This is a genomic window from Deltaproteobacteria bacterium, assembly GCA_019310525.1.
GTDB lineage: Bacteria > Desulfobacterota > DSM-4660 > Desulfatiglandales > HGW-15 > JAFDEE01.
Genome location: JAFDEE010000016.1, coordinates 51,824 through 76,222, shown reverse-complemented (window position 1 = coordinate 76,222; position 24,399 = coordinate 51,824). Strand labels below are relative to the sequence as shown.

Annotated in this window: 16 protein-coding genes and 2 riboswitches; of the genes, 6 read left to right on the top strand and 10 right to left on the bottom strand. The window is 53.5% G+C overall.

Annotated elements, in window-relative coordinates; all coding sequences use genetic code 11:
• From JRF57_04520 to JRF57_04505, 4 genes are all read left to right on the top strand, one after another.
• A partial coding sequence (locus JRF57_04520; GenBank protein MBW2302959.1) for an EpsI family protein occupies positions 1 to 1,397 on the top strand: 1,397 nt, incomplete at its 5' end.
• A gap of 185 nt (positions 1,398 to 1,582) precedes the next feature.
• Positions 1,583 to 3,223, top strand: a complete 1,641-nt coding sequence (locus JRF57_04515) for an undecaprenyl/decaprenyl-phosphate alpha-N-acetylglucosaminyl 1-phosphate transferase (protein ID MBW2302958.1) — start codon at positions 1,583 to 1,585, stop codon at positions 3,221 to 3,223.
• 77 nt (positions 3,224 to 3,300) lie between these two features.
• Positions 3,301 to 5,601 carry a tetratricopeptide repeat protein gene (locus tag JRF57_04510; GenBank protein ID MBW2302957.1) on the top strand — a complete coding sequence of 767 codons (2,301 nt, stop codon included), beginning with the start codon at positions 3,301 to 3,303 and terminating at the stop codon, positions 5,599 to 5,601.
• Between the two features lie 141 nt (positions 5,602 to 5,742).
• On the top strand, positions 5,743 to 5,940 hold the full coding sequence (locus tag JRF57_04505; protein MBW2302956.1) for a hypothetical protein: 198 nt from the start codon (positions 5,743 to 5,745) through the stop codon (positions 5,938 to 5,940).
• A 382-nt stretch (positions 5,941 to 6,322) separates the two neighbouring features.
• Here the strand turns inward: JRF57_04505 and JRF57_04500 are convergent, their stop codons facing one another.
• The 9 genes from JRF57_04500 to rfbA form a co-directional block, all read right to left on the bottom strand.
• The gene (locus JRF57_04500) at positions 6,323 to 8,038 is read right to left on the bottom strand and encodes a hypothetical protein (GenBank protein ID MBW2302955.1); all 1,716 of its coding nucleotides are present in this window, start codon (positions 8,036 to 8,038) and stop codon (positions 6,323 to 6,325) included.
• A gap of 57 nt (positions 8,039 to 8,095) precedes the next feature.
• Positions 8,096 to 10,153, bottom strand: a complete 2,058-nt coding sequence (locus JRF57_04495; protein ID MBW2302954.1) for a TonB-dependent receptor — start codon at positions 10,151 to 10,153, stop codon at positions 8,096 to 8,098.
• Positions 10,154 to 10,357: 204 nt separating this feature from the next.
• Positions 10,358 to 11,236 carry a DUF4465 domain-containing protein gene (locus JRF57_04490; protein MBW2302953.1) on the bottom strand — a complete coding sequence of 293 codons (879 nt, stop codon included), beginning with the start codon at positions 11,234 to 11,236 and terminating at the stop codon, positions 10,358 to 10,360.
• 52 nt (positions 11,237 to 11,288) lie between these two features.
• Positions 11,289 to 12,068 carry a PEP-CTERM sorting domain-containing protein gene (locus JRF57_04485; GenBank protein ID MBW2302952.1) on the bottom strand — a complete coding sequence of 260 codons (780 nt, stop codon included), beginning with the start codon at positions 12,066 to 12,068 and terminating at the stop codon, positions 11,289 to 11,291.
• Between the two features lie 225 nt (positions 12,069 to 12,293).
• Positions 12,294 to 12,499, bottom strand: a riboswitch (cobalamin riboswitch).
• Positions 12,499 to 12,912, bottom strand: a complete 414-nt coding sequence (locus JRF57_04480; GenBank protein ID MBW2302951.1) for a helix-turn-helix transcriptional regulator — start codon at positions 12,910 to 12,912, stop codon at positions 12,499 to 12,501. It overlaps the preceding riboswitch by 1 nt.
• Before the next feature lie 252 nt (positions 12,913 to 13,164).
• A riboswitch (cobalamin riboswitch) is annotated at positions 13,165 to 13,547 on the bottom strand.
• A 42-nt stretch (positions 13,548 to 13,589) separates the two neighbouring features.
• Positions 13,590 to 15,653 (bottom strand): response regulator, encoded by a 2,064-nt coding sequence (locus JRF57_04475; protein MBW2302950.1) that lies wholly within the window; start codon positions 15,651 to 15,653, stop codon positions 13,590 to 13,592.
• Positions 15,654 to 15,679: 26 nt separating this feature from the next.
• Complete coding sequence (locus JRF57_04470) at positions 15,680 to 17,836, bottom strand: HDOD domain-containing protein (protein ID MBW2302949.1); 2,157 nt, start codon at positions 17,834 to 17,836, stop codon at positions 15,680 to 15,682.
• A gap of 510 nt (positions 17,837 to 18,346) precedes the next feature.
• Positions 18,347 to 18,910: a dTDP-4-dehydrorhamnose 3,5-epimerase gene (rfbC, locus tag JRF57_04465; protein ID MBW2302948.1), complete on the bottom strand. Its 564-nt coding sequence runs from the start codon at positions 18,908 to 18,910 to the stop codon at positions 18,347 to 18,349.
• Positions 18,891 to 19,796 (bottom strand): glucose-1-phosphate thymidylyltransferase RfbA, encoded by a 906-nt coding sequence (gene rfbA / locus JRF57_04460; GenBank protein ID MBW2302947.1) that lies wholly within the window; start codon positions 19,794 to 19,796, stop codon positions 18,891 to 18,893. Before rfbA ends, rfbC begins: the two co-directional genes overlap by 20 nt.
• Before the next feature lie 282 nt (positions 19,797 to 20,078).
• Here rfbA and glyQ point away from each other — a divergent pair, with 282 nt between their 5' ends.
• Both glyQ and JRF57_04450 read left to right on the top strand, forming a co-directional pair.
• The gene (gene glyQ, locus JRF57_04455; protein ID MBW2302946.1) at positions 20,079 to 20,981 is read left to right on the top strand and encodes a glycine--tRNA ligase subunit alpha; all 903 of its coding nucleotides are present in this window, start codon (positions 20,079 to 20,081) and stop codon (positions 20,979 to 20,981) included.
• Complete coding sequence (locus tag JRF57_04450) at positions 20,953 to 23,049, top strand: glycine--tRNA ligase subunit beta (protein MBW2302945.1); 2,097 nt, start codon at positions 20,953 to 20,955, stop codon at positions 23,047 to 23,049. The genes glyQ and JRF57_04450 overlap by 29 nt, the downstream gene beginning before the upstream one ends.
• A 74-nt stretch (positions 23,050 to 23,123) precedes the next feature.
• On the opposite strand, the gene JRF57_04445 is transcribed toward JRF57_04450, so the two are convergent.
• The gene (locus JRF57_04445; protein ID MBW2302944.1) at positions 23,124 to 24,362 is read right to left on the bottom strand and encodes an MltA domain-containing protein; all 1,239 of its coding nucleotides are present in this window, start codon (positions 24,360 to 24,362) and stop codon (positions 23,124 to 23,126) included.
• Between the last annotated feature and the right edge of the window lie 37 nt (positions 24,363 to 24,399).

Genomic DNA, 24,399 nt, shown 5'->3' with positions numbered 1-24,399 from the left:
CACCGGTCCGGCCGAGCTTATTGGGTGGCGGTATTTTCTTCATTCTACTCGTTATCAGCACCTACGGCATCCTGGGATCAAGTCCATCTGCCGTTCGTCCCGCTGTTCCTCTGGTTATCCTATCGCTGGTTCTTTTCTGTTACGGCAGACGAATACTGAAAATCACCGCATTCCCATTGTCCATGCTGATATTCATGATCCCATTGCCCACTCTGTTCGGCAGTGTCGTCGGTTACCGTCTTAAACTGCTATCCACAAGGCTTGGAGAATCCATACTGAGACTTTTTGATATCCCGGTATTCGTCGAAGGCAACGTCATAGATTTAGGAGTCTTGAAACTTCAGGTCGTGGATGCGTGCAGCGGTCTTCGCTATATCCTCCCCTTGCTGGCTATAGGGCTCCTCTTCTCCTACTTTTTTGAAAGATCACCCTTGCGACGGGGTCTTATTGTTATTTCCACCATACCCCTGGCGGTATTCACCAACGGTGTACGGATAGGGTTTACCGGTATTCTGGCCCAATGCTACGGTTTGGAAGCGGCCAGCGGTTTTTTTCACAGCTTTTCCGGGTGGCTCGTTTTCATGTTCGCCTTAGGACTCATGTTTCTCCTTCATATCACTTTAAAAATAATCCCGCCTCAAAGTAAGACAAAACCCAGGGTGGAAAAACACTGCGATGTCTTACCGGTCACGCACCGAAGCAACATCCTCCCGGTGACCCTTTCCTCTCTCTTATTGCTTGCGGTAGGAATCCTGAATTTTTTGACAACGGCCCTTCCGGCCATACAGATTCGAGGAGGCCTGGCGGGCTTTCCTTTGAAACTTGAGGACTGGCAGGGGCGGAGGATCTCCATCAGTCCGGAGATCATTGAAGCATCAGGGGCGGAGGATGCATTCGAAGCATCATACTACAGGCCCGGTGCAGGAACGGTCTCTCTTTATCTGGGTTACCGGGGTTCACCTTTCGGAGAAAACACCAATTTTTTCCACAGCCCAGATGTATGCCTTCCTTCTTCGGGCTGGAAGACATTACATTCATCGGCCCATGAGATAAGAAGTATACCGCATTTCGGCAAAATCACGGTAAAGAGGTTAATGGTGGAAAAAGCGGGACAAAGACACCTCGTTTACTACTGGTTCCAAACAAGAGACAAAACTTCATTTGATGTGAACATCAACCGGTTCCACCTGGCTCTTCATGCCATCCTGAGGGACAACACCCACGACTTGTTTATCCGGCTCATCACCGGTATCCACAGAAATGAAGGGGAAAAGAAGGCCGAGGTCAGACTTGACGATTTTACGAGGGTGTTCATGGGGGTTCTTCTGGATTTCCTGGCTGAGAGACAAACGATACGGGATTCGGCCGGGTTTTCACACATAAAGGAAGCACGCTGAATCCCATGAATCTTCAGATGGAAACTGTGGATTAAACCACTGACGGCTTCAGCCGATAGCTTTAGGAGCCAAGGTTCTGAGACCTTTGAAAAACGTTCAATTTTGTTCAAGGTCAAGTCTCCGGCCCGTAAGGCCTACGCCCCGGAGGGGAAGGCGAAAATTTTAACCATCCCGAATCAACAATAATGCTGTTTTTCTCAACCCTCATCCTCTCTCTCTTTATCACTTTCTCCCTGATTCCCGTATTCAGGAAACTGGCCCTGCGCATCCGTTTCCTGGACATTCCCGATGAAAGAAAGGTGCACACGATCCCGACTCCTAGATGCGGCGGTCTCCCCATGGCCTTGGGAGCCATGATTCCCGTTTTTTTGCATCCGGAAGGGAATGAGATGATCCGTGCCATATTGATCGGTACGGGAATCGTTGTCTTCTTGGGTCTCATTGATGACCTGAAAAACACCGGGTATCAGGTCAAACTAGGTGGGCAAACGGCCGCAGCCTTCGTGATCATATTTTTCGGTGGATTGAAAATCAACTCATTGGGAATGCTTCTTCCCGAGGGCGCAGTTCTCCCTGACTGGCTTTCCGTCCCGTTGACCCTTCTCGTGATTGTAGGTGTTACCAACGCCGTCAACCTGTCAGACGGCCTGGACGGACTGGCCGCAGGGATCTCCATGATGGGCTTCGCTTTGATCGGGTACCTGGCCTACAAATCCGAATACATCTCAATTGCCCTTCTGGCCTTTTCCATGGTCGGAGCGATATTTGGATTCATGCCTTATAACACTCACCCGGCAAGCGTTTTCATGGGAGATTCCGGAAGCCAATTGCTCGGATTCCTGGCCGTCACCCTCTCAATAGGACTGACACAGCAGGGCGGCCCCCTCAGCCCGTTGATACCCGTTCTTATCCTGGGATTCCCGGTCCTGGACACCCTGGCCGTAATCCTTGAGAGGATCACCCAGGGCCGCTCACCTTTCCTGGCCGATAAAAACCACTTTCACCATAAGCTTCTCCGACTGGGACTCCATCACGAAGAGGCCGTGATGACCATTTACGGAATCCAGTTCCTGCTGACACTCTCCGCCTTTACGTTCCGCTTTTATTCGGACTGGTTTATTCTCGGGCTCTACGGCGGATTTTCATTTTTAGTATTGGCGGGCTTCCATTTTACCGAGAAGACGGGTTTTAGTTTCAAGCGCCGTCCGCTCATCGACAGGGGGGCCGGGGGCCGGTTCAAGGATCTGATGGAGCGAAAACTGATAAAGATTTCTTTCAGGGTTGTAGTCTTCGGGACCCCGACCCTCTTCTTGGCGACCTGTCTTCTCTCCGGGAAGGTTCCCTCTTACATCTCCTCAGGATCCTTCATTCTGGCGTCGTTCGTCCTTTTCAGCCTCTCGTTCATGCGACCGATGATTTCCTCCGCCGTCCGCATAGCCGTATACCTTGTTGTTCCCTTCACGGTATACCTGAGCGAACTTGAAATGCCTCAAGTCTTGGCCCGCAGCGCAATCCGGATCTATTCACTTTCCTTCGGGATCCTGGCCCTTTTCTCACTCCTCACCATGACCTTTACGAAAAGGCGGAAGGGATTCAAAAGCACGCCGATGAACTTCTTGATCCTGGCCGTCGCCCTTGTTGTGCCGAACCTTCCTGACTTTCAGATGGTCGCATTCCATACCGGGACGATTGCGATGAAAATCATCGTTTTTTTCTTCAGCTATGAAGTGCTGATCGGCGAATTGAGGGGAAGGACGATTCGGCTCGCCTGGGCTACGACAGGGGCCCTGGCCGTCTTTGGAATAAAGGGGCTCCTGCAGATCTGATCAACACGGAATCTCTTCTTTCAAAGATAGCACGGACAATTTCAATATACCATAAAACCTTCGGAGGATTTATTTCCATGAAGTACAGCTATAGAGCAATCGCACTATTTCTCGTGATTTCTTTGGCGCTTTTCTCTTCTTGTTCAGGGCCGGAAGAGAAGAAGATGAAATTCTTTGAAAGAGGGAAGGCCTTGTATGAGAAGGGGGACTATGTACGGGCGCGGCTCGAATTCAAAAACGCCCTTCAGGTCGATCCTGAATTCGCCCAAGGGTTCTACATGCTCGGCATGGCCGAACTTAAACAGAAAAACTGGAAAAAGGCCTTTGGCCTCTTCAGCAAGGCCACGGAATTGGATCCCGGTCTCCTGGAGGCCCACGTGGAAACAGGCAAACTCTTCCTGATGGCCGGCAGGAAGAAAGAGGCCTTTGAGAAGGCGGAATGGGTTCTTAAAAAAAATCCAGACAATTTCAGGGCCCGTCTTCTGAAGGCGGCCTGTCTTACCGAGGACGGCAAACACCGGGAAGCCGAAGACCTGCTCAAGACCCTCAAAGAAGAAGACCCTGGCATGCCTCGACCCTACCTGATGTTGGCCGACCTCAGGACGAAGGCAGGAGACATGGAAGGGGCAAAAAGATACCTCCAGGAACTGCTGGGCCGTGATGAAGGGCATCGGGGAGCCAGGTTGCTCCTTGCGCACGTACTGGAAAAAAACGGTGAAATCCGGAAGGCCGAAAAAGAATACCGCCGTATAATGGAGCAGTGGAACGATCAAAAGGAGGCAGGGCTTCTCCTTGCCGGGTTTTACGAGCGCACAAAAGCCATCCGAAAGGCGGAGATGGTCTTAAAAGAACTGGTGGACGATTCCCCCCAAACCGAAAGATTCCGGCTGGCCTTGGCCCGATTCTATGCAAGAAACAGGAACAGGGAGGCCATGAAGCGCGTCCTGGAACAGACCGTGAAGGATCTGCCGGAAAGATATGCGGCCACAGGGCTCCTGGCCTATTTTTATCTTGAAGACAACCGGGATGAGAAGGCCGTCGAATTGCTGGATCGCTTCATGCTCAGAAAAAAGACAGGGCCTGATTATTTGAGGGCAAAGTGTTTGAAGGCGATGATCCGGTTCCGTGAACACAAAAGCGACGAGGCCCTCAAACTCATCGATGAAATCCTTGAGGAGAATCCGCGGGATATCCGGGCACACAGGCTCAGGGGAGACATCCTGTTGGGCCTCAGGGATTTTACCGGGGCTGTTGCAGAATACAGGGCCGTAGTTCACGACGACCCTGGTAATCTCCCGGTGCTTCTTCGGTTGGCCAGGGCCCACCTGCTTAACCGGGAAACAGGCCTTGCGGAGACCACCTACAGGAAAATCCTCGAGATTAACCCAGAGGCCAAGGAAGCCCGGATGGGTCTATACGAAGTTTACCGGATCAAAAAAAGAACCGACCTGGCCATGGAACAACTGAAGGAAATCCTCGCCGCCGACCCCGGAGATAAAAGGACCATTGTCCTCCTGGGAGACATGGCCACTGCATCGGGAGACATTCCCGGGGCCGAGAAATACTGGGACATGCTCCTCCGCTTGGATCCATCGTCTCCTGTTCCTCCTTACAAACAAGGCCTGGTCAGGTTGATGGAAAAGAAATTTGATGAAGGAAAGGCGCTCTTAGAAGAGGCCTTAAAAAGGGATCCGGGGTTTACTCCAGCCCTTCACCAACTCATTAAATTCTACTTGCATAACAGACAATCGGATAAGGCCATAAGGAGATGCATGGAACAGATCGGGAAATGTCCTGAGAACATTACATATCAGGTTCTGCTTGCAAGGCTTTATACAGCCCGGGGCGACCTTGAAAAAGCCCTCGCCGTATATGAAAAAATTCGATGCAAGGTTCCGGATAACCCGCGCATTCTCATGTTGATCGCAGCCACCCTGGATCAAATGGGAAAGCACAAAGAGGCCAAGGACCTCTACGAGACGGTCCTGGATAAAAAACCCGATTCCATGGTGGCCGCCAACAACATTGCTTTCTATTATGCAGAATACGCCCCTACGAAGGAAAACCTTTCAAAGGCCGAAAGGCTCATAATCCCTTTCTTGGAAAAGCATCCCGACACAGGAAACCTCCTTGATACCGTGGCCTGGGTCTATTACCGTCAGGGAAAATACGAGAAGGCCCGAGACTTGATGGCAAGAATTCCGGAAAGGGAGGCCGGAATCCCGATATTCAATTACCATCTGGGCATGATCAACCTCAAGATGGGAAAACAAGAAAGGGCGGGCGAATACCTTTCCAGGGCATTAAACGGGGCCGGGGATTTTCCAGGGAAGGAAGAGGCCAGGAAAGCGCTTCTTGCTCTCAGGAATCCAGACTAGGTAATCTTTTTCAGTCCTCTCCGACATCAGTCTTTTAAAACCGCGCCCTGGGATGGATTTTCATGAGAATTGAATTGAGTAATGATTCAAAATATGCTAGAAGATAAAACTCCAATCAATCAAGCACAGGAGGGCAAAAACTTGCATCTCTACTGGCGTGTGATCGAGGAGTTGAAATACCTGGGTGAAACATGGACCTTTACCAATCCCAGTTTCAAGCGGTGCTACCAGCGCTGGCTTACAAAAAACGCTGGTGCCGTCACCCTTTGTGCCCTCTCCGGAATCAATCCTGGGCGCGGCCACGTTTCCTTTAAATGGAAACGTCCTTCCCTCAATTGACTTCAAGTACCTGCTATTCCCTCCCAGGAGTAAAAATCCGCTGTTTCAACGGCAGAATAAAGGGAAACCTTTAAAAGACGTTCGATTTTGTTCAAGGGCAAGTTTCCGGCCCGCAGGGCCTACGCCCCGGAGGAGAGGGCCGGAATTCTAACCGCTCCCTCAGGGGCATGTGGATCTTTTCTTCGAGACCTTTGAAAAACGCTCCCTTTTGCCCAATTGCGGCGTCAGGCTCAAATTTTAATCCTCGAAATACTTCAATGTATGGATGCCTGTCCCGCTTGGCATTCTAAAGCGGGATGGTTAAAATTTTCGCCTTTCTTGACCTTGAACAAAATTGAACGTTTTTCAAAGGTCTCTCTTCGTTCCCGGTCTCATGGCCTGGTTATTCCCCTCCTTCAATCGTTGAAATAAAACACCCTCCTCCACCGCCGAAACCAGCCTGCCCATCTGAGCCCGGCGGTGATGTATCCGTCCCGCCTTGGGAACCTCCTCCTTCACCGTTATTATCGTCATCATCCCCGGAGGAAATGCGTCCCACGCCTCCGGGATCCACGATGACCCCATTGGCGAGGCCGTCGGCATCCCCTTCCCCCCCATCCGTGAGGGTCAGACTCAGAGATCTTCTGTCTGCAGAAAAGGCCACCTTTGAAGAGTAGTCTCTCCATCCGCTCCCATACTCATACTTGATCCATGAGTACCCGCTCGGCGCCGCTTCGGAGAGATAAATCGTCACTGTCACTGTATCTCCCGGATTTTTCACCTTGAGACGGAAGGCAAGAAGTCCCAGGGACATCAACTCCGCGGATGATTCGCCGTCCTCCAGGTCCGTTGGATCAAGGGTTTCCAGGTGTTCGATGGTAACATCTGCGGAGGTCCGAACGCCTATTCTTCCTGTGCCTTCCGTAACGCTTTTAGCCACCTTGAAATGGTCGTTCATTTCTTGGATATCTGAACGATTGTTTTGATCAACGTCATCCAGCAGGCTGTCCAGATCCTGGAGGTCTGGAATACCGTTGGGATCGCCGCCACCCGGCGCTCCTGCATCTCCCGTAACGGGAGTCGTAGTGAAGCAGAACGCATCAGACCATTCCGATGTTTTCCCCCCGGCATCGGAAAACTTCACCCGCCAATAGTAGGTCTTCCCGGGCTCAAGCAGTGCTGATTGAATCCTAAGGGTGGTAAGATGGGTCGCACTCACCGTGTCCAAGACCAAGGACGCCTCGGTGGGATCAGAATCACCGAATGCCACGGTGCTGATCTGCCAGCGGGTCTGCCCGTGTGTGTCGCCGTAACTCTCATCAGGATCTGAAAAGGGCCCGACTTCCAGGACTGGTGTAACCGAGGTGTTGAGGTCATTGTCCGCAGGGGAGACCAAAGAGGGCTTATCGGGCGGCGAGAGATTGTCGAATCCCTGGTTGATTACGCCTATGGCGTCCAGGTCGAAACCGGCGCTCCCCACGGTAGGATACGGATCATATATCGGATCGCCGCTCGTATCCAGGCATGTCCCGTCACCGACGATATCTATGAGCCTGACATGGGTAATATGATTGAGCTTTACCGTGCCGTTACTGACCAGTTCATCCCCTTTTACATCCTCAAGGTCAAAGGGTGTGCCGTAACCCTGCTTGTACTTGCTGGCGAGTCCGTCAATGTTGGTGGGATCCACGGCTCCGAAGCCCCCGACAGGATCGGCCGTCGTTGAATCACATGGGAACCTCACGAAGTTGACCCCGTCGGAAGAGACTTCCACATAGGCCAGTTCCAGGAATGTATCATTGAATGAATTTTCAAACACCACGAAATCATATCCATCCCTGTTCCCGATCGGAGGGTCGAAAGTCATGGTGATCCGCCCCCCCCGACCTAAGGTTACGATATGAAAGGAGGTTCCTACAGCCTTTCCCAGGGCCTTTTCGGGAGTCTTCCACTGCTCGTCCACCTCGGCCCCCACCTCGTAATGCTCCCATCCGGTGGCCCATGACTTGATGGATGGATCATCCATGTGGATCGCCGTAGACCCCATTGCCCCGGCCCGGGGCGCATAGGGACCGGCAATGACCGGCGGATCACATATCAGCGACAGCAATGAAAACAAGAACAACCATCCCGTCCAGCGGGCTCCCATGTTTTTCATCATTTTTCCAGTTGTGCTTCAAAAGGTCCATTCCATCCCGCCATAAATATTCCGGGTAGGCATGGGATAATAGGTCTCGCTGTAAGCCACGGTGGAATAAAGCTCATCGAAGATGTTGTTTACCCCGAAAAACAGTTTAAACTGCTCGCGCTTGTAAGTCAGCTTACCGTCGAACACCTTATAACCATGGACCATCTGGTACATATCGTTGTTCTGATCGTTTCCGTCAGGAGAAGAACCCGCCCAGGTGCCTGTCAGCGATAAGAGGAGCGGTCCGGTGATCCGCCACTCTATCCCCATAGAGACTTTTCTCTCCGGTACCAGGGGAATCCTGGTGTTCTTTTCCTCGAACTTCGCACTTAACAGGCTGCAGTTTCCCCAGAAAAAGAAGGAATCGGTCAAGTAAAGTTTGAGGTCCGCCTCTATGCCTCGGCGGACCGTCTTATCATCATAGTTGCGGTTCAGTCCGAAACCGCTTCCATCGTAATAAATCTCGTCCTTGATGACGGTCCTGAAAAGGGTGAGGGAAAATTCCAGGCGGTCGGAGATGGAATGCCTGGATCCGAATTCCAGATGCTTTCCCTTTTGGGGATGGAGATCATCGTCTGCAAGGGCGAGTTCATCCACGTTGGGCGAGCGAAAACTGGTGGCATAGTCCGCAAACAGAGTATGATCAGGATTGATCTCATATACCAGGCCCACATCCCATGCCCGGTTTTTCCATTTCTTGGAATAGGGATCACCGTTGACCCAGATCCGCTTCCCCCCGAAATTGACATGTTGGTCGTTTCGGAACACGCCCTTAAAAGTGTTGCGCCGGCAACCCAAATGCAGGCTTAGACCATGGGAGAGGTCCATCCGATTGGTGATAAAGAACCCGAGGGTTTTCACCTCACTGTTCTTTCTCTGATTCCTTGAATTCTCTTCCCTGAAATACTCTGTCTTGAAATGATCGAGCCCGACACGAAGAGTGTTCGACCTCTTGAAAAGCTCATATTCCTTTGAATACCCCAGGTCAAAAAGCCTGGTATTTTCATTTATATGGTCCGTCTGTTCCGCCCTGCTCAGAAGCGGTGTATACCCCATTAGATAGAAGTTATCCCGGAACCGATATCCCCTGTGGATCTCCAGGGTCCCCCAGTCACCGAGATCGATCTCAAACCCCGCCATGAGACGGTCATCCCTCGTATCACCCGAATCGTCGGGCCGAAAGGTGAGGGTCCTCTTCTCCCTGGAATCGATGTCATCCTTGTTCACGTATGCGGGAAGGCCGTAAGAGTCACGGTGTGTTGAGGCACGAAGGGAAAGTGTTATTCTCTCTCCCAAATCGTAGTCCAGGTTCATGCCTCCCCCTTTTTTCCGGAAGAACCCGTTGTCCCTGTATCCATCCGAACCGTAGTAATTGGCATTCACATTGAAGTAAACGCTTTTGAACATTCCCCTCCAGGATGCTCTTCCGTCAAAGGTATCGTAACTTCCATAAGAAGAATATAAGCGGAGTTGAGGTTTTTTCTTCCCTTTTTTTGTGATGATGTTTATTACTCCCCCGACGGCGCCGTCCCCGTATACCACAGACCCAGCCCCCCTGATGATCTCGATCTTTTCCACCTGATCGAGAGAGATGGAAGAGAAGTCTGGGCCCGCTAGGTCAGGGGGGTTCAGCCTGTATCCGTCCACCATGACGATAACGTTGCTGACATAGGTGTCCCCCATACCACGGATGTCAACACCGGCTATCTTATCATGCCCGAAGGAACTTCGGATCACGACGCCTGCTTCCCTTGCGAGCAGATCCACCAGATTATTACTGGGAGCCTGGGCGATATCTTCCTCTGTGATGACGGTGACATTCTTAGGGATCTTCTTGATTTCCTCCTCCAAACCCGCCGCCATGACGATGACTTCCTCCAGTTCAAAACGGGGGCGGGGATGGGGATCGACGGCCTGAACCTCCTTCGAATCCGGTGTCTCTTCTTCAGCATGTGCAAAAGATACCAGTGGAGTATCAAGTGCCTGCATGAGGAAAAAAGAAAAAAGGCACGCCAGAATTACACAGAGGTTTCGAGAGTGCTTCATTCCAGATTACCTTTTTCGGTTCCTGTTCCTGATGATTCGGTTTATTGGAGATTTGCAGATTACACCCCACCCCCAGGGAGAAAAGAGGTATCCCGGGGTCTTAAAAGAAGCCCGGGATACCTTTCCTCCCCTGCGGCAATTTCGATTGCCGCACCCTGATCAAGACCAGGGCCGGGACTGCAGGTTCTGCCTGTTGTACCGGCGTTACCGGTTCAACGGGTTGCCGGTTTTTCCGGGCTCTTTCAGGCTGCGTCTCCTTACACCGATCAAGCCAAGGAGACCGGAGCCCAGCAACCACAGAGAAGCAGGCAGGGGGACAGGAGAAGGAGGTACGCCGTTAAGATCGTCTATTGCAAAGTAGGCGGGTGTGTTTATTCCCCACTGTCCTTTGTCCGAAGAATCGATGCTGAATTCCAGCCCGATAACAGCACCCAGGCCGGAGAGGTCCACCCAGGTCCAGTCATCCACGATGTAATCCTGGGAGTCGTCTTCAAACCGGAAATCCGCAAGATAAAACTCCAAGGTTCCGGTATAGTCCCCGTTTTCGTCGATCCCTTTAATGATCAGCTTGAACCAGTCAGGATCATCCCCTGTGGATCCACCGAATTTCTTTGCAAAGGAATCCCCGTCCCTCATGGAAAGATATGCATAGGTGGTATTGGTGAAGTAGGCCCCTGAAATGACGGTGTTGTAGTCCTCCCCCGAGGAGGCGCCGAAGCTCAGGGTCTGTGGAACCGGGTCATAGGTTCCATTCTGCCAGTCCAGGGGGATGTAGCCCACTCCGTAATTGGAAGAACCGTATACTCCTCCACCGGTAATGGCGCTGAACTGGTTGGTGTATCCCGGTGTCGTGGTATCGGTCTCGTTGGAATAGACGAAGCCGTGCCAGGAGTATGTGTCAGCATGGTGCGGGAAGTAGGCATCTCCGCTGACAAAGCCGGTCTCTGTGGAACCGGCACCTCCCCAATGGCTGTTGGGGGCAAGCGGATTGTCGTCAAAAGTAGCCACGGCCGCATGGGTCTGAAACGGCAGTAAAATGGATAACATGGATAACATGAATAAATAAAAGACAAGTCTTCTCATGGATCTTCCTCCCCTTACAAGTTGTTTTGATAAAAACAGCAGTAGTATTTGATCATCGAGAACGAAACCTTCTTCTCATTCCCAGGAGACCGAACAAGCCGCTTCCCAGCAAAAAGGCGGTCCCGGGGAGAGGCACGGGGGCGGCGTTTATCACTCCCACGGCATCCAGATCAAAACCAGCGCTTCCCACTGTAGGATAAGGGTCGTAGATGATATCCCCTGATGTATCCAGGTATGTCCCATCCCCTATGATATCGATGATCCGTACCCAGCCCACATTGTGGACATCAAGCAGGGGATCCACACCATCAAGGACTCCGAGGTCAAACGGTGTTCCGTAGCCCTGGCGGTACTTGCCGGCCAACCCGGTGATATTCGTGGGGTCCAGCGCCCCGAACCCTCCAACCGGGTCAGGCGTGAGGGAATCGTTCGGGAACCGGAAGAAATCCACGCCGTTCGAGGAAACCTCCACGTAACCCAATTCCAGGAAGGTATCGTTGAAGGAATTCTCGAAAACTGCGAAATCCCAACCCTCCCCGTCTGCAATGGGGGTATCGAAGGTCATTGTGATCCGCCCACCCCGCCCGAGGGTTACGATATCATAGGAGGTGCCCACAGCCTTCCCCAGGGCCTTCTCTGGAGTCTGCCATTTCGAATCCACCTCTTCTCCCGGTAAGTAATCAATCCAGCCCGTTGCCCAACCCACGAAGTCCGAACTGTCCATGTGAATGGCCGTGGATCCGGGCTGGCCGGCGGCGGGGGCATAGGGCCCTGCCAGGACGACGGTTGAAGGCAAGCTACTCAACATGGCTAACATCCATAAAAAGAGCATTAAACAGATCTTTCTTGGCATGACATTTCTCCTCTCTCTTTTTTTGTTCATGGCTTAATCGACTGGTGACTTCTCTTCTTATTCCAGAGGAACCGGAACGACTCTGGATTTTCCAAGGGTCAGCGAAGCGGAGGGTGCGGTAAGGGAAAAACACGGCGGGAGTGGCGGCTTCAAAAAAGCGACCACTGAAACGACCCGTGCCGTCGTCCCCTCCCTCGCTGGGCCTCGGCAAAAGAAGAACAGGCAAGGTTTCCTGGCTTTCCCGGTCCCGACCGCCTTCCCATTCCAACCTTTACGGAACAGTGGCTCTAATGGCCTGGACACGGATTCTCATTGTTCGAGAATCGGGAATACAGTTGCGGGGCAGCAGCGGCCTCTCACCGCTTTCCCTTTCTCCTGCTCTGAAGAATTGCGTGGACTATATCGAATTTTATTTTTGAAATGCTTGGATGATATTGCCTTTTATTTGCACAAAATTGCCTTTTTCCTTTGCGGGAGAAGAAAAATCGGATGATGTTGTTTCCGGACGCCTCTTATATGAAGTGGGGTTGACGCCTACCAGACGCCTGAAAACCCGGTCAAAATAAGAGATGTCATTGAATCCCACCTCATAACACACGTCAGTCACCCGCATCGTACGATTACACAACAGGGCCTTCGCCTCCTCGATCCGTCTCCGGTTGTGGTATTCCTTGAAAGTCATGCCTGTAGAAACCTTGAAGACCCTTGCAAAGTGATATTTGCTCATGCCGCTCTCCATCGCCACCTGATCAAGGGTCAACGGCTCCCTGAAATGATTCCTTATAAAACGTACCGCCTTCTTGATTCCTTCATGGCAGGCCATCGATCATCCCCTCCCAATTAATCGAATAAAATCACTTAGTTATAAATAAATATAAGTCAGTTTTCCGAAACCGGCAAAATCAAATGCCATTTCGGGGCAGAGGGCTCCCAGGTCGGAACAGGGCTGGAAAGAAGGGACTTGATGAGACGCAACCCGTGTAGAAAAAAAATCCCCGGATCGACATAGGCATCGATCCGGGGATATCCCGTTTTTATCCTCGAGATCTTGGTCGGCAAGCCCTGTTCCGCGAGGGCTACCTCTTTTCTTCCAGGCAGGTCTTCTGACTTACGGTTCTTCCTACTCCCCGCGCCTTCCCATCCTCGAACCCTTTGGAAAACGCCCCCTTTTGCCCAATTTCTGCGTCAGACTCAAATTTTAATCCTCGAAATACTCAATGTATTCCTGTGGTTAAAATTTTCGTCTTCCTTGACCTTGAACAAAATTGAACGTTTTCAAAGGGTTCATCCGTGTGTGCATTCCGGACAGTGGCTTTTGTCCTCATTTCAGCGGTTCCGGAGAACCTGTGAAATGCGGACCGCGGTTTTCGTCCCCGATCACAGCGGCGGGCCCGTCCCCGATTCTAACGGGGTTCCCTATTAAGCCCCCAGTGGGGCACCTGGAAGTATGTTGATACCATATTATACAAAATCCGAGGCAAGTCAATACGGTTGCAGGGTTCAATTCATATGAAAGCCCATGGTCTCCTCACCCCTACGGGCCCTTGGGAGGGGATTGTCTTCTTTCAGGATTTCTCTCATCTTTTCAGAAAGCTCATTTATATTGAAAGGTTTCTGGATAAAGCCGTTACAGCCCCGTTCAAGGATTTTGCTCGCCTGGCCGTCCACGCTGTAGCCGCTTGAAAGGAGCACCTTGATGTCCGGATTAATGGCCTTCAGGCGATCAAAGGTCTCTCCTCCCCCCATTCCAGGCATGATCATGTCCAGGATGACCAGGTCCGGGGAAACGCCGCCCCGACTGGAGCCGGAAGCTCCCCTGCTTCCCACCGCCATATCGCCTGACGAATCCGCACCCTTCAGGATCTCGACCGCCTCCATTCCGCTTCGCGCCGTTATGACCCTGTAGCCGAGTTTTTCCAGCATCGCCTGTCCTACCTCGAGGATCATTTCCTCATCGTCCACAAGGAGAACCGTCTCCGTTCCATTCAACACCCTTTTCTCGGGTTCTTCTTCTTCCATAACGGCCTTTTTCGACGCCGGGAGAAAGATGTAGAACTCCGAACCCTTGCCTTTTTCACTCTGGACACCGATAATCCCGTCGTGGTTCTGGATGATTCCGTAGGCGGAAGCAAGACCGAGTCCCGAGCCCCGCCCCATCTCTTTGGTGGTGAAAAAGGGTTCAAAGATCCTCTTCTGGGTGGCCTCGTCCATCCCCACGCCCGTATCCCGAACGGAAACCCTGACATAGGGGCCTTTTTCCAGCATGTGCGTCAGGGCCTCATCCTCCGTGATTCTCTGGTTTCGGGTCTCCAGATAGAGATCCCCCCCTTGGGGCATGGCGTGCCAGGCATTGACATACAGATTCAGAAGCACCTGTTCGATCTGACCCTCATCGATCTCCACCGGCCAGAGGTCCTCCTGCAGTTCCCTGTGGATCCGGATCTCTTTCCTGGTCCTGCCGAACATCTCTGAACTCTTCCGGATCAATTCGTTGAGGTTCGCGGCCTTGACCTGATACTTCCCCCCCCTTGCGAACCCGAGGAGTTGTCTCGTCAGGTCGGCGCCGCTCTTCACATATTCCTCGATGTTTCGCAGGCGCACGTAATGGGGATGCTCCGCATCGGTATCCATCAACATCAAGGATATGTTTCCCTGGATACCCATGAGCAGGTTGTTGAAGTCATGAGCGATTCCCCCCGAGAGAGTCCCCAGGGCCTTCATCCGCTCGGCGTGTTGGAGCTGGGCCTGAAGTCTCTTCCGCTCACTGATGTCGCGTATGACCCCGTGGGTTCCGAGATACCGTTTGCCTTCCTCCTTGGGCGGACGGTCATAGATCCCCGTTGATTTCAGCTCGACGGTGAGGTGCCGGATCTCGCAATCTCTGGAATCCTCGCTTTCCGCGACCTTTAACCTCAACTCGATTCCGCTGGAAGCCCGAGGACCCGTTCTCCTCTCATTGAAAAACCACTTCGCCTTGTCCAGGTCCTCTTCGTATACAATGGTGCTGTAATGTTTGCCTACCAGTTGATCGCTCTTGAATCCGAGGAGACGCTCCACGGCATCACTTACAAAGGTGAAGTTCCCCCGGGGATCCAGGGTATAAATGATGTCGGGGGAATTCTGCACGAGGTAACGATACCGTTCCTCGGAGATATTCAGCCGCTTGTGGATGCTGTCCTTCTCGCGTTTCAGGCGTTTTTGATTGAGGGCGTTTTCGACCGTCCTGAGAAGCTCGTCGAATTCAAAGGGCTTGCGGAGGTAATCATAGGCTCCTCTTCTTAATGCCGCCACAGCCGAATCCAGATTGGCATTTCCCGTTATGACGATAACCACGGTTTCAGGACAATGGGCATTGATGTGGTCCATGATTTCATGGCCCATCATGTCCGGCAAGTGGATATCCAGGAGGGCCAGGTCAAACTCGCCCCTGGACAAGAGATCGATAGCATCGCGGCCGCAATGGGCCGTGGAAACACGGTACTCCCGGGTATTGAGGAGATAGGCCAGACTCTCGCACATCCGGGGTTCGTCATCAACCACCAGGATATCAGGTGCTCGTGACATTTGGGACTCCCTACACAAAGGTTGTACTAATCACTCGAAACGGGCAACTCGATTCGGAATACTGTTCCGGCACCCGTTTCACTCTCGCAAGTGATGCTGCCCCTGAAGGACTTAATGATGTTGTGGGCAACGGAAAGACCCAGACCCGAATGCCCCTCGCCCTTGGTTCCGACATAAGGATCAAACAGCTTTTCCCGGATCTCCTCGGGTATGCCGGGGCCGTTGTCCCGGAAGGTCACCTCCACGCATCCCTTGTCGGCAGCTCCTTTCCCTGATCCAGGCCCTCCGCCGGCTCCCTGTATATGCCGGGTCTGTATGCGAAGGTTTCCTCCATCCTTCATGGCCTCGGCTGCGTTCTTGATCAGGTTGATGAAAACCTGCTTGAGTCCGTTCTTTTCGGCCACGACCTTAGGCAGGGACCGCTCCAGGTCGAGTTGGAGCTCAATCTTGGAATTTTTCAGGAGGGATTCCCTCGCGAGCTTGAGAATATCCAGAAGCAAAGCGTTGATCTCCACATTTTCCCTCTGGTGGGGCTTCTCCCGGGTGAGTCCGGAGAGTTCCTGGAGAAGCTGGGATACCCGATCGATCTCCTCGTTGATGATCCGGATCTCCTCCTGGGCTATATCCTGCTCGGCCAGCTTGATTCCCAGGATCTTGAGATAATTCTTGATAATGCCAAGGGGGTTGTTCACTTCATGGATGATCTTGCGCGCCAGGTCAGTCGAAGCATCGATACGCTCGCGCTGGATGGTCTTCAGGCGGCTGCGTCTCAAGTACTCCAGCCTGAGGGCAAGGGCTCCCTTTTGCACGAATACGTTCAAAAGATCGGTTTGACTGGTAAGCCGGGATAATTCACTTCGATCCACTCCCAGGACCAGAACCCCCACGGATTCTCCCTGGACCACCATGGGATGGCAGAAGATCCCCTCCTTTCCCAGCAGCCGAACCACTTGCTCGTCCAGGATCATGGGAGGGGAGTGCACCTGTGCGCTGAAAGAATCCATCGCCCGACCTTCTTCCAGGCTCTTCACCGGCAGGCTGTCCTTCATCTTCAACGAAACCGAGAGGTCATGGCTTGAAACGAACCCGCCCTCGCTGCTGCGAAGATACCCGATGAGGAAATCCTTTTCAGGATCCAGGAGGAAAAACAGCGCACTTTTCACGTCAAAAAGGATTTCCAATCCCTGTGATGCCACATCCAGGATGCCACTCAGATCATCGACTTCCAGGTAAGCCTGGAGAGTGCCGACGAGAAGAGAAACATTTTTGACTTCCTGGACAAGGGCCTTACGCACCTTCAGGTCTTTCTCTCCGGATTCCGTCCCCGGATCCTCCGAAGTGTCGATCTCTATCTCGAGGGAACGGGCCACGTCCAGGGCCTCCCGGTCCGAATGGGCGAGAAATTCCCCGATTTCTTCTCCACTCAAACCCAGGATCATCCGCGCCATCTTTTCACCTTCCGCCGACACTGATCCGGACTCCTGGCACAGAGCATTGGCCACATAGACAATCTGAACCAGGGGAAGGGAATGCATGATCCGCCCCGGACTCTCGTGGTGGTAAAGCACAGGGTCAGAGACGAGAGATTGAAGATTCCACTTGTGGAGAAGCCAGGCCCCGACTTCACAATGGGTCGCCCCCAAGCGGGCTTCCCCTTCCAGTAGGAGATTGAGCCGGCCGCTGGACCTTTTCAGGAGATCCTCGTATGCTTCCCTGAAATTGACCCATAGGACCAGCTTGCCCATGTCATGGAGCAGGCCTGACATAAAGGCTTCGTCAGGATGGCCGTAATGCACTCTTTCGGAAATCTCCCTGGCCAGGAAAGCGCATCTCAGGGAGTGCCACCAGAACCGTTTGAGATTGAAGATTCCGTTTCCCCGGGTTCCCCTGAAGGCCTCGTAGACGCAAGCGCAGACGGCCATATTTTTCACGCCCCTGATCCCCACGAGAACGACGGCCTGCCCGATATCGTCTATTTTTTGCGACAATCCGAAATAGGCGGAATTGACCAACCTGAGCATTCTTGCGCTCAGGGATGGGTCCTTGCCGACGATTCCCGAGATCTCCTTGAGGCTGCTGTCTTCCCGGTTGCAGGCCTCAAAAAGCTTCAAGAGGATATGGGGAAGGGAAGGGAGATTTTTCAGGGTGGAAATCTGCTCAAAAAGAGGGCTTTGAACATTCATCTTTAACACACCCACCGGGAAACACACAGGGACTCCCCTGTTTGCCTGCCGCAGGGAGCCCATATCGTTTGCTGTGATAAAAAGTATTCATTCATACCAGTTTCATCGCGAAAGAGACGTAAAACAGCCTTTCGTTGAGCAAGAATCAGGCAAGAAAATTTTCTATATCATAATCCATTTTAAATTTCAAGCTTTATTTGCGTTAAATAGTTTTTAATTAAATTAAACTATGATTTACCATGGGGAAGTGTTGAGCGCCTCTTTAACCCAACTCTTCCGGAATGGCCTCCTTTTAGTGTCTATCGGCAGATACAGACTCGAAGTTAAGACTTCCATGGCGCCGACAGGGCAGTACCGGCGATGGTTTCAGCCTCCTGCACCTCCCCTTCCCTTTCCCTGCAGCTATTTCTCCCGCCTTTTAGATGGAAAAGCGCTGGGAATGCGGTTTTGTTGGCTGGCAAGGGTATTGAGGGTCTGTTATGGGGGCGGGGGAGGCCCCTCCGTGGAGTTTCAGGGCCTGAGAACCGGCAGGAAGGTGACAGGGACATCCTTCAACTCTGGATTCCGGCGGTCCTTGTCGGAGAGAATCGGATCCCTTAGGGGCCAATCTATCCCGATCGACGGGTCGGACCACAGGATACCGTATTCATCTTCCGGATCATAAAGATCCGTGCACTTATAGATTATGTCGGCCGATTCGCTCAATACAGAAAACCCGTGGGCGAATCCTTCCGGGATATAAAGCTGACACTTATTTTCAGAAGAAAGGATGGTGGCGGCCCACCGCCCAAAGGTGGGAGATCCCCTGCGGATATCCACGGCCACATCGAAGATCTCGCCCTTCACCACATATATCAGTTTTCCCTGGGGATGCCGGAGCTGATAATGAAGACCCCGGAGGGTGCCGTGCACAGAGTGGGAATGGTTGTCCTGGAGGAACGGCCCCCTGATTCCTGCGGCCCTATACTTGTCCCGGTGAAAGGTTTCGAGGAAGAAGCCCCGGCGGTCCCGGAAAACCTGCGGTTCAACAAGAAGAAGTCCGGGAATGGATTCATCAAGGTTCCTGACGAGCATGGTCTTCAAGTCCCCTCTTTTCCTCTTCCACGATTTCCATGAGGTAGCGGCCGTATTCGTTCTGTATCATCTCCCGGGCCAGTTCCTCCAGTTGCTCAAGGTCGATATAGCCCAGTCGAAAAGCGATTTCCTCGATACTGGAGATCTTGAGGCCCTGTCGATCCTGTATCGCCTGAACAAAATTCGCCGCCTGCTGGAGAGATTCATGGGTCCCTGTATCCAGCCAGGCGAACCCCCTTCCCAGGAGCTCCACCCGCAGTTCCCCTCTTCGAAGATAGGCAAGGTTGACATCGGTGATCTCCAGTTCCCCCCGGGCCGAGGGTTTCAACTCCTCAGCAATACGCACGACCCTGTTATCGTAAAAATAGAGTCCGGGGACGGCCCAGCGGGATGCAGGTTTTTCAGGTTTTTCCTCGATATCCGTCACCCGTCCCTTAGAATCGAACCTGACCACGCCGTATCGCTGGGGCTCTTTTACCGGATAACCGAAAATGATTCCGCCCTTCTCCAGCCGGGCACAGGCCCTAAGCCGCCGCGGCAACCCGTGCCCGTAAAAAATGTTGTCCCCCAGGACCAGGCAGACCGGATCCTTGCCGATGAAATCCTTTCCGATCAGAAAGGCCTGGGCCAACCCCTCAGGCCTCGGCTGCTCCTCGTAGGAAAGGGTTAGGCCGTAACGGGAACCGTCACCGAGAAGTTCCCGGAACCGTGGAAGATCCCAGGGGGTGGAAATGACCAGGATCTCCCTGATACCGGCGAGCATCAGAACCGATAGGGGATAGTAGACCATGGGTTTATCGTAGACCGGCATGAGCTGCTTGCTCACCACACGAGTGATGGGGAAAAGCCGGGTCCCTGAACCCCCGGCCAAGATTATGCCTTTCATTTCTAAGCTCCTTTGGTCCGTCAGCGCCGAAACGGCGGAAAACGGTGTTCAACCGGGCACCAGATCCCGCACCTTCGGACACCCCCTTCCGGAGGGGACCGGGAAAACACCGGTGAATCATAGTAAAGATCAGGACAAATCACAACGCCCATTTCGCATCCTCTGCTCTCTTCTTTCCTCAGTCGAGATCTCATTGACATCGACACTGGCGGGTGTTAGGTTTTCAGACTTTAAGAGTATGGCCTGGTGAAAAAAGACGAACTCTATTGGCGGGGTATACCCATGACCTTTCAAGAACTCATCCTGACATTGGAAAAATTCTGGGGGGAGCGGGGATGCGTGATTCAGCAACCCTACGACCTGGAGGTAGGGGCCGGAACCTTCAACCCGGCCACGCTCCTCAGAGCCCTCGGCCCCGAACCATGGTCCGTGGCCTATGTGGAACCCTCCAGACGCCCCACCGACGGCCGCTACGGGGAGAATCCCAACCGTTTGGGGCACTATTACCAGTACCAGGTGATCATCAAGCCCTCTCCCCTTGATATCCAGGACATCTACCTGGACAGCCTCAAGGCCCTGGGCATCGACCCGCTGGACCATGACATCCGGTTCGTGGAAGATGACTGGGAATCGCCGACCCTGGGGGCCTCCGGTCTGGGGTGGGAGGTATGGCTGGATGGAATGGAGATCACCCAGTTTACTTACTTTCAGCAGGCGGGCAGCATCCGCCTGGATCCCATTTCCGTTGAAATCACTTACGGGCTGGAAAGAATCGCCATGTACCTCCAGGAAAAAGAAAGCGTTTACGATCTCATGTGGAACGAGACCATCACCTATGGAGACATTCATAAGAAGGGTGAATGGGAGCTGTCGGTATACAGCTTTGAACTCGCGGACATCGAGATGCTCCAGGAGATGTTCGACCGCTGTGAACAGGAATCCCTCAGGGTAAGCAAGGAGGGTCTCGTGCTGCCCGCCTATGATTACTGTCTCAAATGTTCCCATCTTTTCAACCTGCTGGAAGCCAGGGGCGCCATCAGCGTCACGGAGAGGACCCACTTCATCGATCGGATCAGAAACCTGGCCCGGAAGGTGGCCAAAAACTACTTGGCCCAGAGAGAGGAAATGGGGTACCCCTTGCTCAACAGGAAAGGGGATGGACGAGAGAGGAGCAACGATGGGTGAATTGCTATTCGAAATCGGCACTGAAGAGATCCCCTCGGATTACCAGGAGGAGGCCCTCAGGGAATTCAAGCGCCTGGCCGAATCCCGCTTCAAGGAGCAGCGGATCGGTATCGGGGAAGGGTTTGAGACTTACGGGACCCCGCGCCGTCTGGTGTTGATCGGCCGGAACGTGGCGGCCAAGCAGGAAGACGCGGTCCAGGAGATCACGGGTCCTCCGAAAAGGGCGGCCTATGACGAAGAGGGGAACCCCACCAAGGCGGCCCTGGGATTCGCCAAAAAACAGGGGGTTCCCATTGAGGAATTGGAGTGCAGGGAAACCCCCAAAGGGGAGTATCTCTTCGTGAGACGGCGGATCGAGGGGAAGCCGACCCTCGATGTACTCCCTGAGATCCTCCCCTCCCTGGTGGCGGAAATCCCCTGGCCCAAGTCCATGCGGTGGGGGAGCCTGGGTTTTTCCTTCGTTCGCCCGGTTCACTGGATACTTGCCCTCTTCGAAGGGAAGGTGATCCCTTTCGAGACGGCCGGGGTCCAGAGCGGAAACAGGACCAGGGGACACCGTTTCATGTCGCCTGAAGCCGTCGAGGTGAGCGGCCTTGAAGACTATTTCCAAAAGACCAGGGAACGGTACGTTCTCATCGATCCCGGGGAGCGCTCCAGGATCATAAGGGAAGCCGTAGCCTCCGCTGCGGGGACCGTTTCCGGCATCCCCGGCGAGGACCCGGAACTACTCGCCACCGTCACCAACATGGTGGAGTGGCCCACGGCGATATGCGGCGGTTTCGACAGGTCCTTTCTCAGCCTCCCCGAGCCGGTCCTCATCACGGCCATGAAGAAGCATCAGAAGTATTTTTCGGTCCGCGACCCGGAAGGACGGCTGTTGCCCAACTTTGTTGCCGTGAACAACACCCGGGTGCGGGACGAAAAGGTGGTACGCAAGGGGCTCGAAAGGGTCCTTCGGGCCCGTCTGGCCGACGCGGATTTCTTTTTCAAGGAAGACAGGAAACGCCCCCTGATCTCCCGGCTTGAAGACCTGAAGCAGGTCATCTATCAGGCCGACCTCGGGACCTCTTACGCCAAGATTCAGCGTTTCACCCGCCTGGCCGAATACCTGGCCCAAAGATTCGTCCCGGACAAAATCGATGAAATTCGGACTGCCGCCAAGCTGTGCAAGTGCGACCTGGAAACCGAAATGGTCATGGAATTCACATCCCTCCAAGGAGTGATGGGCAAAGAATACGCCAGGCTCGAGGGTTACCCCGAGGAGATCTGTACCGCAATCCACGAACACTACCTCCCGGACCGGGCGGGCGGAGATCTTCCGACCACGGCCGTCGGAGCGGCCGTCGGCACGGCTGACCGCATGGACACCATAACGGGCTGTTTCGCCGTGGGGCTCGAACCCACGGGAGCGGCAGACCCCTTCGCCCTTCGAAGGCATGCCCTGGCCATTATCCGAATCCTGGAGAAATTCGGCTGGGAGCTTTCCCTCACGGATTTCATCACCCGTTCCACCGCCCTTCTCAAGGAAGAAATCGATTTCGATGAAGGGGCTGTATCAGCCAAGGTGACGGACTTCTTCCGGGAGCGGTACAGGCAGATGATGCTTCGCTCGGATTTCAAGACGGATCTGGTCGAGGCCGTCATTTCGGCGGACTTCGACATCATCTCTCAACTCCGGGCCAGGATCGAGCAACTCGATCGCTTTGTCTCCCAATCCGGGGAATTCGAGTCCCTGGTCCTCACGGTCAAAAGGGTGACCAATATCCTGAAGAAAGAGTCCGAGATTCATCCCGTGGACCCCGCCCTCTTCAAGGAAAAGTGTGAAACCGCGCTTTGGGATGCTTATCAATCGGTAAAGGACGACGTCCTCCGGAACATGGAGGGAAAAAACTACTTCGAAGCGCTGAATCTCATGGCGGGGTTGAGAAAACCGGTCGATGACCTCTTTGAAGGTGTGGAGATCCTGACCGGCGAAGAGCCCCGGCTTCGAAACAACCGGGTTGGGCTCTTGCAGGAACTGTCCCGGTTTTTCTCCAGGATGGCCGATTTTTCAAAGTTTGGGATTTAGCCCGTCACAAGGTTCTCCCTGGAAGGATCTCTTTTCGTGGAGCAGGCCCGGTGCAAGGCCGATTTCCCCGCCTTTCAGGGTTTTCCGATAAGAATATAAAGATCACCGTCGTGCTTCAGGTGCCCGGCCACAACCTCGGCATAGGGACCGCTCCCGCAAAAAAGATCCGCCCTGCCCGCTCCCCGGATGGCACCCCCGGTATCCTGGTTCAACACAAAACGGGAAAAGGGCTTCCATCCGCGGATCTTACCCTTCTCGTCCAGTACGGGTTTCTGCGTCGAAATGAAGGCCAGGGCCCCTTTTGGGAAAAGCCTGGAATCCAGGGCCAGGGATCGGCCCGGGGTCAGGGGAACGTTGATATTGCCCACGACCGATCCTTGGCCCAGGGATCGGAAAAAGACGTAGGATGGATTATGGTTCAAGACTTCATCCCTCGACTCGGGATGAGAGGCGAGAAATTCCTGGATCCGCTGCATGGACAGCTCCTCCCTTTTCAGGAATCCCCGCTCGACAAGATAGCGTCCGATGGATCTGAAAGGGTGGCCGTTCTTGGCGGCGTAACCTACGCAAAGGCTTCCCCCCTGTTTCAACTTCAGACGCCCGGATCCTTGGATCTGCAGGAAGGCGACCTCGACGGGATCCTTGAGCCAGGCCAGTTCCAGCCCCTTCCCTGACAAAACCCCTTCCTCCTCGATTTCCTTTCGAGTGTAATAGGGGAGGATTCTTCCATCCTCTATCCGCGCCATGAGGCGGATCCCCTGGTAGGCTTTTCTGAAAAGGCCCAAATCAATGGTGAGGAGGTCGGGCGGAGGCCTATAAAGAGGATATCGGAAGGTCTCATCGGGCTCCAGGCTTCCCTCGTAGATCGGTTCGAAATACCCGGTGAAAAGAACATGTCGGTTCCCGGCCCGGCCCACGGCTTTATAGACCCGAAACTCTTTCTTGATCCGCTTCTTCAATGTCTCAGGATCCAGGCCCTTGGCAATGAGGCGGAGGAATTTCTTCTGGCTTTCGCGAACCTGCGAGCACGTGAACTCATCGGGGCCGTAACGAAAGACACGGTCCGGGGGGAGTCGGTCGAGGTATTCGAGGTTCAGCCGGATGGCCTGTTCAAGGGAAGAAAGGTCGAGGTCGTCACGGAAGGAAGGGAGGAAAAAACGCACGGGTTTGAGGGCCTTCTCAGGAGACTGCACCTCCTGCTTCAGGGTGGGATAACACCCGAAGCAGACAAGAATGGAGCCGAGGGCCGACAGGGCGAGAAGCGTTCTTATCCATGAAACGGCCCTTGGGGCCTTCTGATTGGAGCATGACATCTTTGAACCTCCTCCCTGTGGGCGCCCCTTCCATCCG

What these genes read in the sequence shown, in the direction of transcription:
- JRF57_04515 (MBW2302958.1), top strand. Translation starts at nt 1,583, where the DNA reads ATGCTGTTTTTCTCAACCCTCATCCTCTCTCTCTTTATCACTTTCTCC.
- JRF57_04510 (MBW2302957.1), top strand. Translation starts at nt 3,301, where the DNA reads ATGAAGTACAGCTATAGAGCAATCGCACTATTTCTCGTGATTTCTTTG.
- JRF57_04495 (MBW2302954.1), bottom strand. Translation starts at nt 10,153, where the DNA reads ATGAAGCACTCTCGAAACCTCTGTGTAATTCTGGCGTGCCTTTTTTCT.
- JRF57_04490 (MBW2302953.1), bottom strand. Translation starts at nt 11,236, where the DNA reads ATGAGAAGACTTGTCTTTTATTTATTCATGTTATCCATGTTATCCATT.
- JRF57_04485 (MBW2302952.1), bottom strand. Translation starts at nt 12,068, where the DNA reads ATGCTCTTTTTATGGATGTTAGCCATGTTGAGTAGCTTGCCTTCAACC.
- JRF57_04480 (MBW2302951.1), bottom strand. Translation starts at nt 12,912, where the DNA reads ATGGCCTGCCATGAAGGAATCAAGAAGGCGGTACGTTTTATAAGGAAT.
- JRF57_04475 (MBW2302950.1), bottom strand. Translation starts at nt 15,653, where the DNA reads ATGTCACGAGCACCTGATATCCTGGTGGTTGATGACGAACCCCGGATG.
- JRF57_04470 (MBW2302949.1), bottom strand. Translation starts at nt 17,836, where the DNA reads ATGAATGTTCAAAGCCCTCTTTTTGAGCAGATTTCCACCCTGAAAAAT.
- rfbC (MBW2302948.1), bottom strand. Translation starts at nt 18,910, where the DNA reads ATGCTCGTCAGGAACCTTGATGAATCCATTCCCGGACTTCTTCTTGTT.
- rfbA (MBW2302947.1), bottom strand. Translation starts at nt 19,796, where the DNA reads ATGAAAGGCATAATCTTGGCCGGGGGTTCAGGGACCCGGCTTTTCCCC.
- glyQ (MBW2302946.1), top strand. Translation starts at nt 20,079, where the DNA reads ATGACCTTTCAAGAACTCATCCTGACATTGGAAAAATTCTGGGGGGAG.
- JRF57_04450 (MBW2302945.1), top strand. Translation starts at nt 20,953, where the DNA reads ATGGACGAGAGAGGAGCAACGATGGGTGAATTGCTATTCGAAATCGGC.
- JRF57_04445 (MBW2302944.1), bottom strand. Translation starts at nt 24,362, where the DNA reads ATGTCATGCTCCAATCAGAAGGCCCCAAGGGCCGTTTCATGGATAAGA.